This is a genomic window from Streptococcus mitis (assembly GCF_016658865.1).
In the GTDB taxonomy this organism is placed as follows: Bacteria; Bacillota; Bacilli; order Lactobacillales; family Streptococcaceae; genus Streptococcus; species Streptococcus mitis_BT.
Genome location: NZ_CP067992.1, coordinates 1,380,132 through 1,394,645 on the forward strand (window position 1 = coordinate 1,380,132; position 14,514 = coordinate 1,394,645).

General features: G+C 39.8%; 16 protein-coding genes. 6 read left to right on the forward strand and 10 right to left on the reverse strand.

The features are described from left to right. Window positions 1-30: 30 nt before the first annotated feature. The 5 genes from JJN14_RS06970 to JJN14_RS06990 form a co-directional block, all read right to left on the reverse strand. Window positions 31-774: an amino acid ABC transporter ATP-binding protein gene (locus JJN14_RS06970; RefSeq protein ID WP_000590965.1), complete on the reverse strand. Its 744-nt coding sequence runs from the start codon at window positions 772-774 to the stop codon at window positions 31-33. Then, window positions 774-1,574, reverse strand: a complete 801-nt coding sequence (locus JJN14_RS06975) for an amino acid ABC transporter permease (RefSeq protein WP_201058248.1) — start codon at window positions 1,572-1,574, stop codon at window positions 774-776. The genes JJN14_RS06970 and JJN14_RS06975 overlap by 1 nt, the downstream gene beginning before the upstream one ends. Window positions 1,575-1,731: 157 nt before the next feature. After that, the gene (locus tag JJN14_RS06980) at window positions 1,732-2,088 is read right to left on the reverse strand and encodes an arsenate reductase family protein (RefSeq protein WP_201058249.1); all 357 of its coding nucleotides are present in this window, start codon (window positions 2,086-2,088) and stop codon (window positions 1,732-1,734) included. 12 nt (window positions 2,089-2,100) lie between these two features. Then, entirely contained in the window at window positions 2,101-2,610 is a 510-nt protein-coding gene (locus JJN14_RS06985) for a methylated-DNA--[protein]-cysteine S-methyltransferase (protein ID WP_201058250.1), read from the reverse strand. Continuing rightward, complete coding sequence (locus tag JJN14_RS06990) at window positions 2,610-3,104, reverse strand: GNAT family N-acetyltransferase (RefSeq protein WP_201058251.1); 495 nt, start codon at window positions 3,102-3,104, stop codon at window positions 2,610-2,612. Before JJN14_RS06990 ends, JJN14_RS06985 begins: the two co-directional genes overlap by 1 nt. 134 nt (window positions 3,105-3,238) lie before the next feature. Between JJN14_RS06990 and JJN14_RS06995 the strand changes: the two genes are divergently transcribed. Both JJN14_RS06995 and trhA read left to right on the forward strand, forming a co-directional pair. Continuing rightward, window positions 3,239-3,685 (forward strand): DUF1836 domain-containing protein, encoded by a 447-nt coding sequence (locus tag JJN14_RS06995; protein ID WP_201058252.1) that lies wholly within the window; start codon window positions 3,239-3,241, stop codon window positions 3,683-3,685. Beyond that, on the forward strand, window positions 3,682-4,329 hold the full coding sequence (gene trhA, locus JJN14_RS07000) for a PAQR family membrane homeostasis protein TrhA (protein WP_201058253.1): 648 nt from the start codon (window positions 3,682-3,684) through the stop codon (window positions 4,327-4,329). The genes JJN14_RS06995 and trhA overlap by 4 nt, the downstream gene beginning before the upstream one ends. A gap of 20 nt (window positions 4,330-4,349) precedes the next feature. On the opposite strand, the gene pdxT is transcribed toward trhA, so the two are convergent. The 3 genes from pdxT to nox form a co-directional block, all read right to left on the reverse strand. Next, complete coding sequence (pdxT, locus tag JJN14_RS07005; protein WP_201058254.1) at window positions 4,350-4,931, reverse strand: pyridoxal 5'-phosphate synthase glutaminase subunit PdxT; 582 nt, start codon at window positions 4,929-4,931, stop codon at window positions 4,350-4,352. After that, window positions 4,932-5,807 (reverse strand): pyridoxal 5'-phosphate synthase lyase subunit PdxS, encoded by an 876-nt coding sequence (pdxS, locus tag JJN14_RS07010; RefSeq protein ID WP_000138526.1) that lies wholly within the window; start codon window positions 5,805-5,807, stop codon window positions 4,932-4,934. 151 nt (window positions 5,808-5,958) lie between these two features. Further along, complete coding sequence (gene nox / locus JJN14_RS07015) at window positions 5,959-7,338, reverse strand: H2O-forming NADH oxidase (protein ID WP_201058255.1); 1,380 nt, start codon at window positions 7,336-7,338, stop codon at window positions 5,959-5,961. Window positions 7,339-7,646: 308 nt separating this feature from the next. Here nox and JJN14_RS07020 point away from each other — a divergent pair, with 308 nt between their 5' ends. The 4 genes from JJN14_RS07020 to JJN14_RS07035 all read left to right on the forward strand — a co-directional run bounded on the left by JJN14_RS07020 (window position 7,647) and on the right by JJN14_RS07035 (window position 11,959). After that, window positions 7,647-8,570 (forward strand): FAD:protein FMN transferase, encoded by a 924-nt coding sequence (locus JJN14_RS07020; protein WP_201058256.1) that lies wholly within the window; start codon window positions 7,647-7,649, stop codon window positions 8,568-8,570. A gap of 59 nt (window positions 8,571-8,629) precedes the next feature. After that, window positions 8,630-9,235 carry an NADPH-dependent FMN reductase gene (locus tag JJN14_RS07025; protein WP_201058257.1) on the forward strand — a complete coding sequence of 202 codons (606 nt, stop codon included), beginning with the start codon at window positions 8,630-8,632 and terminating at the stop codon, window positions 9,233-9,235. Between the two features lie 18 nt (window positions 9,236-9,253). Beyond that, entirely contained in the window at window positions 9,254-10,498 is a 1,245-nt protein-coding gene (locus tag JJN14_RS07030) for an NAD(P)H-dependent oxidoreductase (RefSeq protein WP_061589828.1), read from the forward strand. A 112-nt stretch (window positions 10,499-10,610) separates the two neighbouring features. Further along, window positions 10,611-11,959 (forward strand): IS3 family transposase gene (locus JJN14_RS07035; protein ID WP_201058010.1). Its coding sequence is split into 2 segments (ribosomal slippage): window positions 10,611-11,061 and window positions 11,061-11,959, totalling 1,350 coding nucleotides; the frame shifts between segments, so codons are not numbered across the junction. Between the two features lie 90 nt (window positions 11,960-12,049). Here the strand turns inward: JJN14_RS07035 and JJN14_RS07040 are convergent. Both JJN14_RS07040 and glyS read right to left on the reverse strand, forming a co-directional pair. Next, entirely contained in the window at window positions 12,050-12,307 is a 258-nt protein-coding gene (locus JJN14_RS07040) for a DUF896 family protein (protein ID WP_049492208.1), read from the reverse strand. A gap of 43 nt (window positions 12,308-12,350) precedes the next feature. Next, window positions 12,351-14,387, reverse strand: a complete 2,037-nt coding sequence (gene glyS, locus JJN14_RS07045; RefSeq protein WP_201058258.1) for a glycine--tRNA ligase subunit beta — start codon at window positions 14,385-14,387, stop codon at window positions 12,351-12,353. Window positions 14,388-14,514 lie beyond the last annotated feature (127 nt).

Below are 14,514 nucleotides of genomic sequence, written 5' to 3' on the forward strand. Positions count from 1 at the left end.
AGCTAACTGAGTTTTCCTTTATCTATTATATCAAATATAAGTCCGTTTGTAACTAGCGAAGAATTCTTTTGTCCGTTCTTCTTTAGGATGGTGGATAATCTCATCCGGTGTTCCAGACTCGATGATTTTCCCCTTATCTAAGAAAAGAATCTTATCAGCCACTTGGGCTACAAAGGACATGTCATGACTGACCAAAATCATGGTTTGACCTGACTTAGCAGCATCTGCAATAGACTTCTCTACTTCACCGACCAATTCTGGGTCAAGAGCTGAAGTTGGTTCGTCTAAGAGCAAGACATCTGGTTTCATAGCAAGAGCACGCGCCAAGGCAACCCGTTGCTTCTGTCCACCTGATAAATGGCGAGGGTAATGGTTTTCACGGTCCGAAAGCCCAACCTTAGCCAACTCTTCCTTGGCAATCTTAGTCGCTTCTTGGTCAGACAATTTCTTGACAACAACCAAGCCTTCTTTTACATTATCAAGTGCTGTTCGGCGTTCAAACAAATTAAACTGTTGGAAAACCATAGACAACTTACGGCGTAGGGCCAGGATTTCTTCTTGAGTGATTTTAGAAAAATCAACTGAGAAATCATCAATCTGAATAGAGCCACTGTCAGGAGTTTCAAGATAATTGAGACTGCGTAAAAAGGTTGATTTTCCAGCTCCTGAAGAACCAATCAAGGCTACGACTTCCCCTTTTTGGATATCCAAGTCCAGATGATCCAAGACAGTCTGTCCTGAAAAGGATTTACTTAAATTCGAAATCTTAATCATTAACGAAGGTCTCCTTTCACATCTGCTTGCACTGTATCGGGTGCAGAAATAGCCATTTTTCTCTCGATGAAACGACCGAGGCTCTCAATACCGATATTTACTACCCAATAAACAAGGGCGACGGATATGAAGCGTTCAAAATAGCGGTAATCAGCACCACCCAAAATCTGAGCTTGGGCAAAGACTTCCACAACACCCGCACTAAAGGCTAGAGATGTTCCTTTGGTCAAGCCGATTAGGGAATTAATCAAGGTTGGAGTCGCCACAACGGCCGCATTTGGAATAATCACGCGACGATAAACTTGTGCTCGGGTCATTCCCAGACTGCGTGCCGCCTCAATTTCACCAGGATTAACTGAGAGAATCGCTGCACGAATGGTTTCACTCGCATAAGCTGCCTCATTAAAAGCAAAGGCAACAATCGCAAAAGCAGCAGCTGGAATCGCATTGATATTAAGACCTGTTCCCCATTGCTGATTGAGGGCTTTCAAAGCCAAAGGAATCCCGTAGTAGGTCAACATGAGTTGCACCAAAATCGGTGTCCCTTTGAGGAAACTAACAAAGAAGGCCTGCAAGGGGTATAAAATCTTGACACGATTGATTTTCACAATAGCAAAAAGAAGCGCCAAAACCAAGCCAAAAAGGGCACCACCAATGGTCAACATAATCGTTGTTGGAAGCTGTTGAACAATTCTTGGAATTCCATCAAAGACCGAACGCAGGCTAAACAGCTTGCCATCTGGAATCAATTGCATCAAGTTTTGGTACCAATCTGATGCTAAAATCGTTGTAACATTCATAAAAACATCCTCTCCTGATAATGATTCATTCTACCATACTTCTGCCGTCAATGAAATTATTTGCTACGGTCAGATACAGACTTTGTCTACCTACTAGTTTATCATACTTTGAAACAGGGAGGTTATATATTTTATCTATCAAAGAGATAAGTAAAAACTATTTCAGTCCCAATTCTTCGTAAGCTTTTCGATAACCGATTTGCTTAACAGTTCCATTCTCCACTAAAATGGGACGTTTTAACAACATACCGTCGCTTGCTAGCAATTTAGCTGCTTCTTGGTTTGACAGACTTCCTACCTTATCTTTTAGTCCTAATTCCCGGTATTTGATTCCACTGGTATTGAAAAATTGCTTCAATTCAAATCCTGAGGTTTCTAGCCAGTTTAAAATGACTTCTTGGCTTGGTGTTTCTTCGACGATGTGAACAGCTTTGTAGTCCACACCGAGTTGGTTTAATTCTTGTTTTGCTTTTTTACAAGTTGAACATTTTGGGTATTCGATAAATTCTAACATGTGTTTCACTTTCTATTTTATATCTTTAAAATCTGCGCCTTCATGCTCTAAAAGCCAGACTTTCTTTTCCACTCCTGCAGCATAACCAGTCAGACACTTGCCTGCTCCAAGAACACGATGACAAGGTACTAGGATAGACCAAGGATTGCGTCCCACTGCTCCACCAATTGCTTGAGCAGAAGGCACTTGCAGGTCTTGCGCTATTTGTCCATAGGTCACTGTCTGACCATAAGGAATTCCTTGTAAATAGGACCAAACTCGCTTTTCAAAATCCGTTCCAATTGGAGCCAAGGGTAAGTTGAATAAATCCTGAGACTTGCCTTTAAAGTAATCATCTAAGCAAGCAATAACTGGAGCTAAAACAGGATGACTAACAACTTCTTCTATGGTTTTGTCTCCTATTCCTCTCTCAAAATGCTTCTGATCCTGTACCCAAATGCCATACAGATAGTGGTCATCAGCTACGAGAGAAAGAGAGCCAATTGGCGAAGAGTAGAGCCTTTTTGCGTACTTCTTTTGCATTATTTCTTTAATTTTTGATAGGCCAAGCGTTCGCCATCAACCGGCACTTTACCAACCTGTTTAAAACCGAGTTTTTCAAAAATATGTTGCATGGCCTTGTTTGCAACGTGCGTATCTGAGCGAAAATCTAGATAGTCAAAACCTTCAATCAAGCCCTCTAAAAAAGTTTGAGCAACTCCCTGTCCCTGGACATCTGCTGCCACAGCAATACGGTGAAAGACTAGGTACTCTGACTCTCCAGCTTGCCATTTTCCTTCATAAATGGCTTCATAGGCTGCCTCTGGACTCTTGGTCACAGCAGCATAGGCTAGCAGTTCTCCCTCTCCCAAGGCAACATAAGCTTGACCTGAGATAATATCATCGATAATAATGTCCGCATTTGGATAGCCATTTTGCCACTGGTCACTACCAGCATCTGCTAAACATTTTTTAGCATCCTCAATTACCTGCATAATGGCATCTACTTCATTTGGAAAAGCTAAACGAATCTCCATCTTTTCTCCTCATTTCTGACTAGTTTCTCCCATCATAGCATAATTTAAGCCTTTTCACAAGCAGTTAAAACTTGACTGTTTGTTTTTATTATTTTATAATCTAGTTATTAAAACTAGATAAAAAGGAGTTTAAAATGAAAACTGCTTTTTCTTACCCAAGATGGGAAGAAATTCCAAACATTGACCTCTATCTGGACCAGGTTTTGCTTTATGTCAATCAAGTCTGCGCTCCTGTATCTCCAGATAAAGACAAGGGCCTAACAGCATCTATGGTCAACAATTATGTCAAACATGGTTACCTGACAAAGCCTGACAAGAAAAAATACCAACGCCAACAGATTGCCCGTTTGATTGCTATCACAACCCTCAAGTCTGTATTTTCTATTCAAGAAATAGCTCAGACACTGAATACTCTACAAAGTCAAGCAAGTTCAGAGCAACTCTACGATGCTTTTGTAAACTACATGAACCAAGGAATTGACCCAGCTAACCCTATTATCCAAAGTAGCTGTCAAACCGTTAAACTCTATCATCAAACTCTAGCCTTAATCGATCATACTCAAGAAGAGGTAATCCAATGAACACTAGTCTTAAACTCAGCAAACAACTCAGTTTTGGAGAGGAGATTGCTAATAGCGTGACCCATGCCGTAGGAGCAGTCATCATGCTCATCTTGCTACCTATTTCATCCACCTATAGTTATGAGACACACGGATTTTTATCATCTATAGGTGTATCCATTTTTGTCATCAGTCTTTTTCTCATGTTCCTCTCATCCACCATTTACCACTCTATGGCCTATGGTTCAACCCACAAATATGTCTTGAGAATTATTGACCATTCTATGATTTATGTGGCTATCGCAGGCTCTTATACGCCAGTCGTATTGACCTTGATGAATAACTGGTTTGGCTATCTGATTATTGCTATTCAATGGGGAACGACCATCTTTGGTATCCTCTATAAAATCTTTGCTAAAAAGGTCAATGAGAAATTCAGCCTTGCTCTTTACCTGATTATGGGCTGGTTGGTTCTGGCTATCATTCCTGCCATTATCAGTCAAACAACACCAATCTTTTGGAGTCTCATGGTAAGCGGTGGACTCTCTTATACAGTTGGAGCTGGATTTTATGCCAAGAAAAAACCTTATTTCCACATGATTTGGCATCTCTTTATCCTAGCAGCATCTGCCCTCCAATACATTGCCATTGTTTATTACATGTAAAAAAGTTGAGAAATTCAATCTCAACTTTTTTCTTTACACATATTGATAAAGTACTGGTGCAAGCGCACATCATCAGTCAATTCTGGATGAAAAGAAGTTACTAACATATTTTTTTCTTGGGCTGCAACGATTTGATTATCAACTGTTGCTAGAATTTCTACATCTTCTCCAACACTACTAATAATCGGACCACGGATAAAGGTCATTGGAATCTGACCGACTCCCTTACATTCTGCTTCCGTGTAGAAACTTCCTAATTGGCGCCCATAGGCATTGCGCTCGACCACCATATCCATAGTTCCTAGATGACTCTCTTCCTGAGAAGTAATTTCCTTAGCCAGCAAAATTAAACCCGCACAGGTCCCAAACACCGGTAAGCCAGATAGAATTGCTTCTCGAATGGGAATCAGCATGTTCTGCTCACGTAAGAGCTTGCCCATGGTTGTAGATTCCCCACCAGGTAAGATCAAACCCGACAAGTCACTCTGATTTTGCTGAAAATCCTCTAAATTTCTGATTTCAACACTCTCGACACCTAATCGATCTAGCACTTTTGCATGTTCTGCAAAGGCCCCTTGCAAGGCCAATATTCCGATTTTCATCTATTTTCCTCGCTCAGCCATGAGGATTTGGATCTCATTTTCATTGATACCAACCATGGCTTCTCCTAAATCTTCAGAGATTTGAGCTAAAATTTGAGGATTTCGGAAATTAGTTACCGCTTTGACAATGGCACTCGCTCGTTTAACAGGATCTCCTGACTTAAAAATACCTGAACCGACAAAGACACCCTCTGCCCCTAATTGCATCATCAGCGCAGCATCTGCTGGCGTTGCAACACCTCCAGCAGCAAAGTTTACAACTGGCAATTTCCCATGTTCATGGACATATTGAACCAATTCTACAGGGACTTGCAATTCCTTGGCAGCAACATAAAGTTCGTCCTCACGTAGGTTTTGAATACGGCGAATTTCCTGATTCATCATACGCATATGACGAACAGCTTGGACGATATCCCCCGTACCCGGTTCTCCTTTGGTACGAATCATAGAAGCACCTTCAGCGATACGACGCAAGGCTTCACCCAAATCCTTAGCCCCACAGACAAAAGGAACTTGGAATTCTTTCTTGTCCACATGGAAACGATCGTCTGCTGGAGATAAAACTTCACTCTCATCAATATAGTCAATCTCAATAGCCTCTAAAATCTGAGCTTCAACAAAGTGCCCGATTCTGACCTTGGCCATCACTGGAATACTAACCGCTTCTTGGATTTCCTTAATCATCTTTGGATCACTCATACGGGAAACACCACCAGCTGCACGAATATCAGCTGGAATTCGCTCCAAGGCCATAACAGCAGCCGCACCAGCGGCCTCTGCAATACGAGCCTGTTCAGGGTTCTGAACGTCCATGATAACCCCACCTTTGAGCATCTGTGCCAAGTTTTTATTTAGTTCATAACGATTTTCAGTCATTTCTTTATCCTCATCATTTGTATTGGTAGCTACCATTTCATTTTAAGTTAGATTAAAATGAAGTACAAGATAAAAAAAACGTAATTGTATGGGTACAGAATGATGAAAAAACTATCTGACCTTAACTTAAGGCCAGATAGCTCATCAAATTTTATTTTTCAGCTGTAAGTGCAGCCATTGTGATGTAGTTGTATGGTTTGTTGAAGTGTGGCAAGAAGAATAAGTCTGTCAATGCCAATTTATCAATTGTCACATGCTCTTGGATAGCAAGTGAGAACATATGGATTCCCATACTGATAGCAGAATCACGTGATACCATTTGAGCACCAAGAATTTCACGGCTATCTTTATCAAAGACAATCTTGATGGCAACTTCATGGTTATCATGTTTCATAAATTCTGGTTTTTGAAGATCGTTAAAGCCTGTTTCAGTTGCGTTGTAACCAGCAGCTTTCGCTTTTTCAAGAGTCAAACCAGTTGAAACCATATGAAGACCGTAGATTGAGATACCGTTTGAACCTTGAACACCGATTCCTTCCAACTCATGTCCACAAGCGTTGTAAGCACCAACGATACCAGTACGAACAGCGTTTGAAGCAAGGGCAATGTAGCTAGTATCTTTACGAGCATTGTCATAAACAGTCGCACAGTCACCTACTGCGTAAACGCCTGGGATAGATGTTTCTTGTTTCTTGTCTACAAGGAAGGCACCGTTGCGGAAAAGTTCAATTTTACCATCAGCAAGGGCTGTGTTTGGACGGAAACCAACTGCAAGGATAACCATATCCACATCGAAAGTTTCTTTATCAGTAATCAAGCGTTCAACTTTACCGTCACCTTCGATTGCTTTAACAGTTTGACCAAGAGCTAAGCGGATGTTGTGGTCTTCCAAGTTCTTCGCCATCATTTGAGTGAAGTCTTTGTCATAGTAACCGTTCAAGACAGTATCAACGATATCAACAAGGACAACTTCTTTTCCAAGACGTTCAAAGGCTTCAGCAAGCTCAACACCGATATAACCACCACCAACAACAGCGATACGGTCAAGGTGTTGACTCTTATCAGCAAGTTTATTGATAACTTCTTCAGCGTTTTGGTACAATTTCACAAATTGTACGTTTTCAAGAGTTGCTTTAAATTCGCGGTTTCCTTTAACAATTTCAACACCTTCGATTGGTGGCAAGATTGGTGTAGAACCTGTAGCGAAAATCAATTTATCGTATGATTCTTTGTGCTCTTTCCCTTCAACTTCTGCTGTAACTACTTTGTTATCATAGTCGATTGAAAGAACTGGTGAGTTCATGTATACCTTAGCACCTTTAGCTTCCAATTTTTCTTTATCAGAATAGAACAAGCCTTCAGCACCGTCAATTTGTTCACCAATCCAAAGGGCCATTCCACATCCTAGGAAAGAAATGTTAGAGTTTTGGTCAAATACAACGATTTCGTTCTCATTTCCAAAGTTATCCAACATAGTGTTAATACATGCTGTACCAGCGTGGTTAGCACCAACTACAACGATTTTACTCATAGAAAAATTCCTACCTTCAATTTTAAATTTACTCTTCTAGTATAACATTTACTGTTAGCGTTTACAAGAGTTTAGCTAATTTTCCCGATTTTTTTGTAAAAAAATGTAAATAATCTGTATTTTATCAGCCTTTCTTACAATTACTCTTTATTTTCTGAGCATATTTCTTGACAAGTTTACAAATTTTATTTGTGAAAACGCTGACTTTATGGTATGCTAGTATCATGGAAAGAAAATGTAAGGGGTTAAATTTAATGTAAATTTACTATATTTCAGCCGTCTTTTCATAAGAGAAAGGAGTTGGTAGCTTGCCTCTTAGTTCACATTCCGAACGGCTAATGGGGACTACTATCACTATTTCATTAGTAGATGAGCAAGCCGATATCTTGCTCCAAAAATCCTTTGATTTGCTCAAAGAGTTAGAATATCGTTTCAATGCCAATAGCCAAGAATCTGAGTTGATGGAAATCAATTATCAAGCTGGAATAGCTCCAGTCAATGTTCATCCTGATTTGTTTGAATTGATTTCACTTGGATTAGAACATAGCCTAGCGCCCTCTAGTCATCTCAACATCAGCATTGGTCCCTTGATTCAAACCTGGCGCATCGGTTTTTCAGATGCCAAAGTGGCCCAACCTCAAGAAATTGAATCGGTTCTACCTTTAATCAATCCTCATTCTATTGAGTTAGATTCTTCTACTTCCACTGTATTCTTGAAACAGAAAGGAATGAAGATCGATCTAGGTTGTTTAGCTAAGGGCTATAGTGCGGATAAGGTTGCCCAATTTCTTAGAGAAGAGGGAGTGACATCTGCCTTGATCAATCTTGGAGGGAATATCCTGACTATTGGAAAAAATCAGGCAAGAGGAAATCAGCCTTGGCAAATCGGGATTCAAGACCCAGCCAATCCGAGGGGAAATCACTTAATGACCATCCCTGTTGTCAATAAATCTGTCGTGACTTCAGGCATTTATGAACGTCACCTGACTGTCGATGGAAAAGATTACCATCATATTTTTGACAGCCAAACAGGATATCCTGTTGAAACGGAACTAGCTAGTCTAACAATCATCTCTGATAAATCAGTTGATGGTGAAATCTGGACAACTCGTCTATTTGGAGAAAGACCTGCTTCTATCCTCTGGCAAGTCGAAAGTTTGGAGGGCATCGAAGCTATCCTCATCGATAAAGAAGGTCACCTAAGCTGTTCTTCAGGAATTCCTACTCTATAGAAATAGATGTTTCAATGGAGTTTTAAAATCGTATTATGTAAAAAGAGAAAGGAAATCTCATGTTAAAACTTATTGCTATTGTTGGAACAAATTCAAAACGTTCTACAAACCGCCAATTGCTTCAATACATGCAAAAACACTTTGCTGAAAAAGCTGAAATTGAGCTTGTTGAAATTAAAGACATCCCTGTCTTCAACAAACCAGCTGACAAGCAAGTACCTGTTGAAATTCTAGAAATTGCTGCTAAAATTGAAGAGGCAGATGGCGTTATTATCGGTACTCCTGAGTATGACCACTCTATCCCAGCTGTTTTGATGAGCGCTCTTGCTTGGTTGTCATACGGTATTTACCCACTTTTGAACAAACCAATCATGATTACTGGTGCTTCTTACGGTACGCTTGGTTCATCACGTGCCCAATTACAACTTCGCCAAATCTTGAATGCCCCAGAAATTAAAGCAAGTGTCCTTCCAGATGAATTCTTGCTTTCACATTCTCTTCAAGCTTTCAACCCAAGTGGAGACCTAGTAGATCTTGATGTTATCAAAAAAATGGATGCTACTTTTGACGACTTCCGTATCTTTGTAAAAATCACAGAAAAATTGCGCAATGCACAAGCACTACTTCGTAAAGATGCAGAAGACTTTGACTGGGAAAATTTGTAAGATAGGAGACCAAAAAGAATGAAATTTGTTGGACTTGTAGGATCAAACTACGATCAATCATATAACCGTAAACTCTTGGAATTCATCCGTCGTCACTTCAAACTCAAATTTGAATTAGAAGTTCTCGAAATTGACGAAGTTCCAATGTTCAACCAAGACGAAAAATGGGACGAAAGTTTCCAATTACGTTATTTATATAACAAAATTACTCGTGCTGATGGTGTTATTATCGCTACTCCTGAGCACAACCACACAATCTCAGCTTCCCTAAAATCTGTTCTTGAATGGCTTTCATATGAAGTTCATCCATTTGAAAACAAACCAGTCATGATTGTGGGAGCTTCTTACTATGACCAAGGTACTTCACGTGCCCAAGTTCACCTTCGTAAGATTCTTGACGCTCCAGGTGTCAATGCCTACACACTTCCAGGAAATGAATTCCTTCTTGGTAAAGCTAAAGAAGCTTTTGATGTTAATGGAAATATCACAAATGAAGGAACTGTTAATTTCCTTGAAACATGTTTAGACAACTTTGTAAAATACGTGGGAGTCGTTTCAAAATTGAAAAAACCAAAACCAATTGAGCCAGAAGATTTATATTGTACAAATTCAATTGCAACTACCATCCAAGGTGTTGATCCAGATGATCCTGAATGGGTAGAAAAAGCTGCTGAACTTGTTGGAGCTGTTTCTGGAGATACTTACGTTAAATTAGACCACGGTATCTTGACAGTTAACCAAATTGACATGTTCTTGAAAGCAATGCCATTTGAATTGACATTTGCAGATGATAACAATCAATTTTTGTACTTTAATAACGCACACCAAGACCCAGATACAATGTTTGGTAAACGTGTACGTGCTCAATCAGGAAATAGATTAGGAACAGTACACGGTACATTGCCAGATTCTAGAATGAAAAACGTTGAATGGGTTGTCGGCGTATTGCGTAACGGGGATCAAGAATATGTCCGTACAATTGTGCCAGGAACACCTGAAGGTGTTATTAATACCCATAATTACCAAGCAATGTACTACCCAGATGGTTCATATGCTGGAATTAATGAGATTATCTTTAATTTCCAACCATGGCTTGATTGGTACCTCAATACAACTGGTCAACGTTTAGTCGGTGGAAATGCTGCAGCTCCTGCTGGCGGACATGGTCACGGCGATGCAGATGCTACATCTGGAGCTTCTGATTCAGGTGATGCCGGTGGTCACGGTGGTGGCGCTGACGCTACATCTGGAGCAAGTAACTAATCATTTTAGGAACCATCTTGGTTCCTTTTTTAGCAAAAAAAAGACTAGCAGTTTTTGTGTACTGCACCCCAAAAGTTAGACAGTAAAAATCTAACTTTTGGGGTGTTTTATTATGAAATTGAGTTATGATGATAAAGTTCAGATCTATGAACTTAGAAAACAAGGATATAGCTTAGAGAAGCTTTCAAATAAATTTGGGATAAACAATTCTAATCTTAGGTACATGATTAAATTGATTGATCGTTACGGAATAGAGTTCGTCAAAAAAGGAAAGAATTGTTACTATTCTCCTGAACTAAAACAAGAGATCATTGATAAAGTTCTTCTTGAGGGGCATTCACAAATTAGGGCGTCTCTGGATTATGCTCTTCTAAGTAGTGGATTACTTTCGAATTGGCTGGCACAATATAAGAAAAACGGGTATACTATTGTTGAGAAAACAAGAGGGAGACCACCTAAAATGGGACGTAAGCCAAAGAAGAGATTTGAAGATATGACAGAATTAGAACGTCTTCAAGCAGAAAATGAGTACTTGAGAGCGGAGAATGCCATTCTAAAAAAGTTGAGAGAACTCCGATTGAGGGACGAAAAGGAGCAAGAAGAAAAACGGAAATTGTTCAAGGACTGGTAACAGAGTTTTCTTTAGATATCCTTCTAAAGATTATTAAGCTTGCCCGTTCAACTTATTATTACCACTTAAAACAGCTGGATCAAAGCGATAAAGATTATGATATTAAAGCTGAAATTCAGTCAATTTATACTGAGCATAAAGGAAATTACGGCTATCGTCGCATGACTCTAGAATTACGAAATCGTGGCTTCGTAGTGAACCATAAGAAGGTGCAGCGTCTGATGAAAGTACTTGGTTTAACGGCTCGAATTCGCCGTAAAAGGAAGTATTCTTCATACCAAGGAGAGGTTGGCAAGAAAGCAGATAATCTTATTCAACGTCAATTTGAAGCAACCAAACCAATGGAAAAGTGTTATACGGATGTGACAGAATTTGCCATTCCAGCAAGCAGCCAAAAGCTTTATTTATCACCAGTTTTAGATGGCTTTAACAGCGAAATTATCTCCTACAATCTTTCTACTTCGCCGAACTTAGTACAAATGAAAGCTATGCTAGAACAAGCCTTTACAGAGAACCATTACGAGAATACAATTCTCCATAGTGACCAAGGATGGCAATACCAACACGATTTCTATCATCATTTTTTAAAGAATAAGGGAATCCAACCATCTATGTCACGTAAGGGAAATAGCCCAGATAACGGTATGATGGAATCTTTCTTTGGCATTCTTAAGTCTGAAATGTTTTATGGTTATGAGAATACGTTTCAGTCACTTGAACACTTGGAACAAGCTATTGTAGACTATATTGATTACTACAACAACAAACGAATTAAGGTAAAACTAAAAGGACTTAGCCCTGTACAATATAGAACTAAATCCTTTGCTTAAATTAATTGTCTAACTTTTTGGGGTCAGTACATTGTCTGCTAGTCTTTTACTTATTATTTCATCTATCTTTGTTAAAAGAAAGAATATTTATTATGAATTTGGGTCATCGAGACTACGACCATGTAATCCTTTTTCACGTTGTACCTGACGTAGTTTTTCTGGTGTAACATCGTTTCCTTCTTCATCCACAATTTTAATTCCTTCAATGTGATGGCGAACAGAACGACGATATCCTTCAATATACTCTTCACGTAGTTTGGCTTGTTCAACTTTTTCTTCTGGGGTCAAGCCTTCTGTTTTTTTCTTTTTGGCAAGCTCGTTAATACGATCAATTTTTTTAGGATCCATATTTCTCTCCTTTATGATAAGATTTAATCCGTTTAACAGATTTTTATTTGGTATTGATTTGGTTAAAACGTGCAAGTTTAGCTGCTTTTTGAGTTAAATGAGACAAGATTGCCAAACGATTTTGACGGACAGCCTGATCTTCTGCCATTACCATGGTATTCTCAAAGAAAGCATCAATAACTGGGCTAAGTGCAAAGAGTTGTTTCAATTGTTGACTTGCAGATCCTGATAAAGTAAGTGTTTCTACTGCTTCTGCCAAGGTTTTCTCTTCTTCATTCTCAAAGAGAGCTGAATCAACTGTAGTAATCCCTTCTGCCTTCTCAGCCAAGTTAAAGGCACGAGAAAGTGATTCAACAGATGGTTTGAAATCTTCTTCCTTACTTGCTTCTACAAGAGCACTTGCTGCTTCCAACATATCCGCCACAACAAAGTTTGATCCTGCAAGAACGGCTTCCTTAATATCTTTTGGAGTAGAACTCATCATCTTATCAACACGAGCCTTGATAAAATCCATAACCTCTGCCTTATTTTCATAAGTCAAGCTATCAAATTTCAATGCATAAAGGCTATCAATCAGCTCATCCATAGCAATATGCCAACCAAAGGCATCCAAGATACGAACTACACCTTGAGTTGCACGACGAAGGGCATAAGGGTCATTAGAACCTGATGGAATCAAGCCTACTGAGAAGAAACTCAAAATCGTATCCAATTTGTCTGCAATGGCAAGCACTGCGCCGACCTTGCTCTCTGGAAGTTCTCCTTCAGCTGATGTAGGCATGTAGTGTTCACGAATAGCAGCTGCCACTGCTGGAGTTTCAGCAGAAAGAAGGGCATATTTCTCCCCCATAATTCCTTGGAGTTCGTCAAATTCACCAACCATACCTGTCAACAAGTCAAACTTGTAAATGGCTGCCGCGCGGGCTAGATCAACTGTTTCATCCGCTGACAAGCCTGCTTTTTCTGCCAAGAGAATAGCAATCTGACCAGTACGAATCATGTGTTCACGAAGGGAACCAATTTTCTCATGGAAGGTTACATTGTTTAATTTTTCAACAAGGTCTGAAATAACCAATTTTTGGTCTTCACGCCAGAAGAATTCTCCGTCTTCCAAGCGGGCTACCAAGACTTTTTCATTTCCTTTGATGACATTTTCCAAATGCTCTGCGTTTCCGTTACGGACAGAAATGAAGTTTGGCAAGAGGTTGCCATCTTGATCGCGAACAACAAAGTAACGTTGGTGTTCCTTCATCGAAGTCACCAAGACTTCTTCTGGAACTTCAAGGTATTTGGCATCAAAACTTCCCATAAAGGCAGTTGGGTATTCAACCAAGTTCAAGACTTCATTAAGCAAATCAGCATCAATTTCGATGCGTACACCATGTTCAGTTTCGATTGCTTTGATTTGGTCAACAATCATTTGCTCACGTTCACGAGGATCCGCAATTACAAACTGTGCACGAAGGTCTTCTTCATAGCTCAATGCTGACTGAATCTTAGTTTCTTGTCCCAAGAAACGATGACCACGGCTAACACGACCACCCTTGATATCAAGGAAATCCAAATCAAACTCTTCTTCATCTAAAAGAACAGTCAAAGTGTGTACAGGGCGGATGTATTCAAAAGTGTTGTTAGCCCAGTGCATGCTGACAGGGAAAGTCAAGGACTTCAAGACATCTACAACACCAGGAACAATGTTCTCAACTGGTTGGCCCACTTCTTCCTTAGTGACATAGACATATTCTTCACCCTTGATTTCACGAAATTCGATATCTTCAACCGTCAAGCCTTTCCCACGGACAAATCCTTGAGCTGCTTTGGTGAAGTTTCCATCACTATCCAAGGCAATTTTCTTTGCTGGACCCTTGAAGTCTTCTGTCAAATCAGACTGCTTGTCTGCAAGACCAGTCACACGAACAGCCAAACGACGTGGTGTTGAGAAGGTTTGAATAGCTTCAAAAGATAGGCGGTTTTCCTTGAGAAAGGCTGCCATTTTTTCGCCTAGTTGTTTTTCACTTGGTGTGACAACATAGGCTGGTAATTCTTCAAGACCGAGTTCTACTAATAAGTTTTTTGTCATGTTTTTTCCTTTACATTTTCTTCAATCTTTTTTGATATGCACCTTAGGTACTTGGGACGTCGCTAACTAACTTTGTGAGTCTGTAGGGAAATCTAATGCAAAATTGTTCAAGATTTCCAACAGTCTC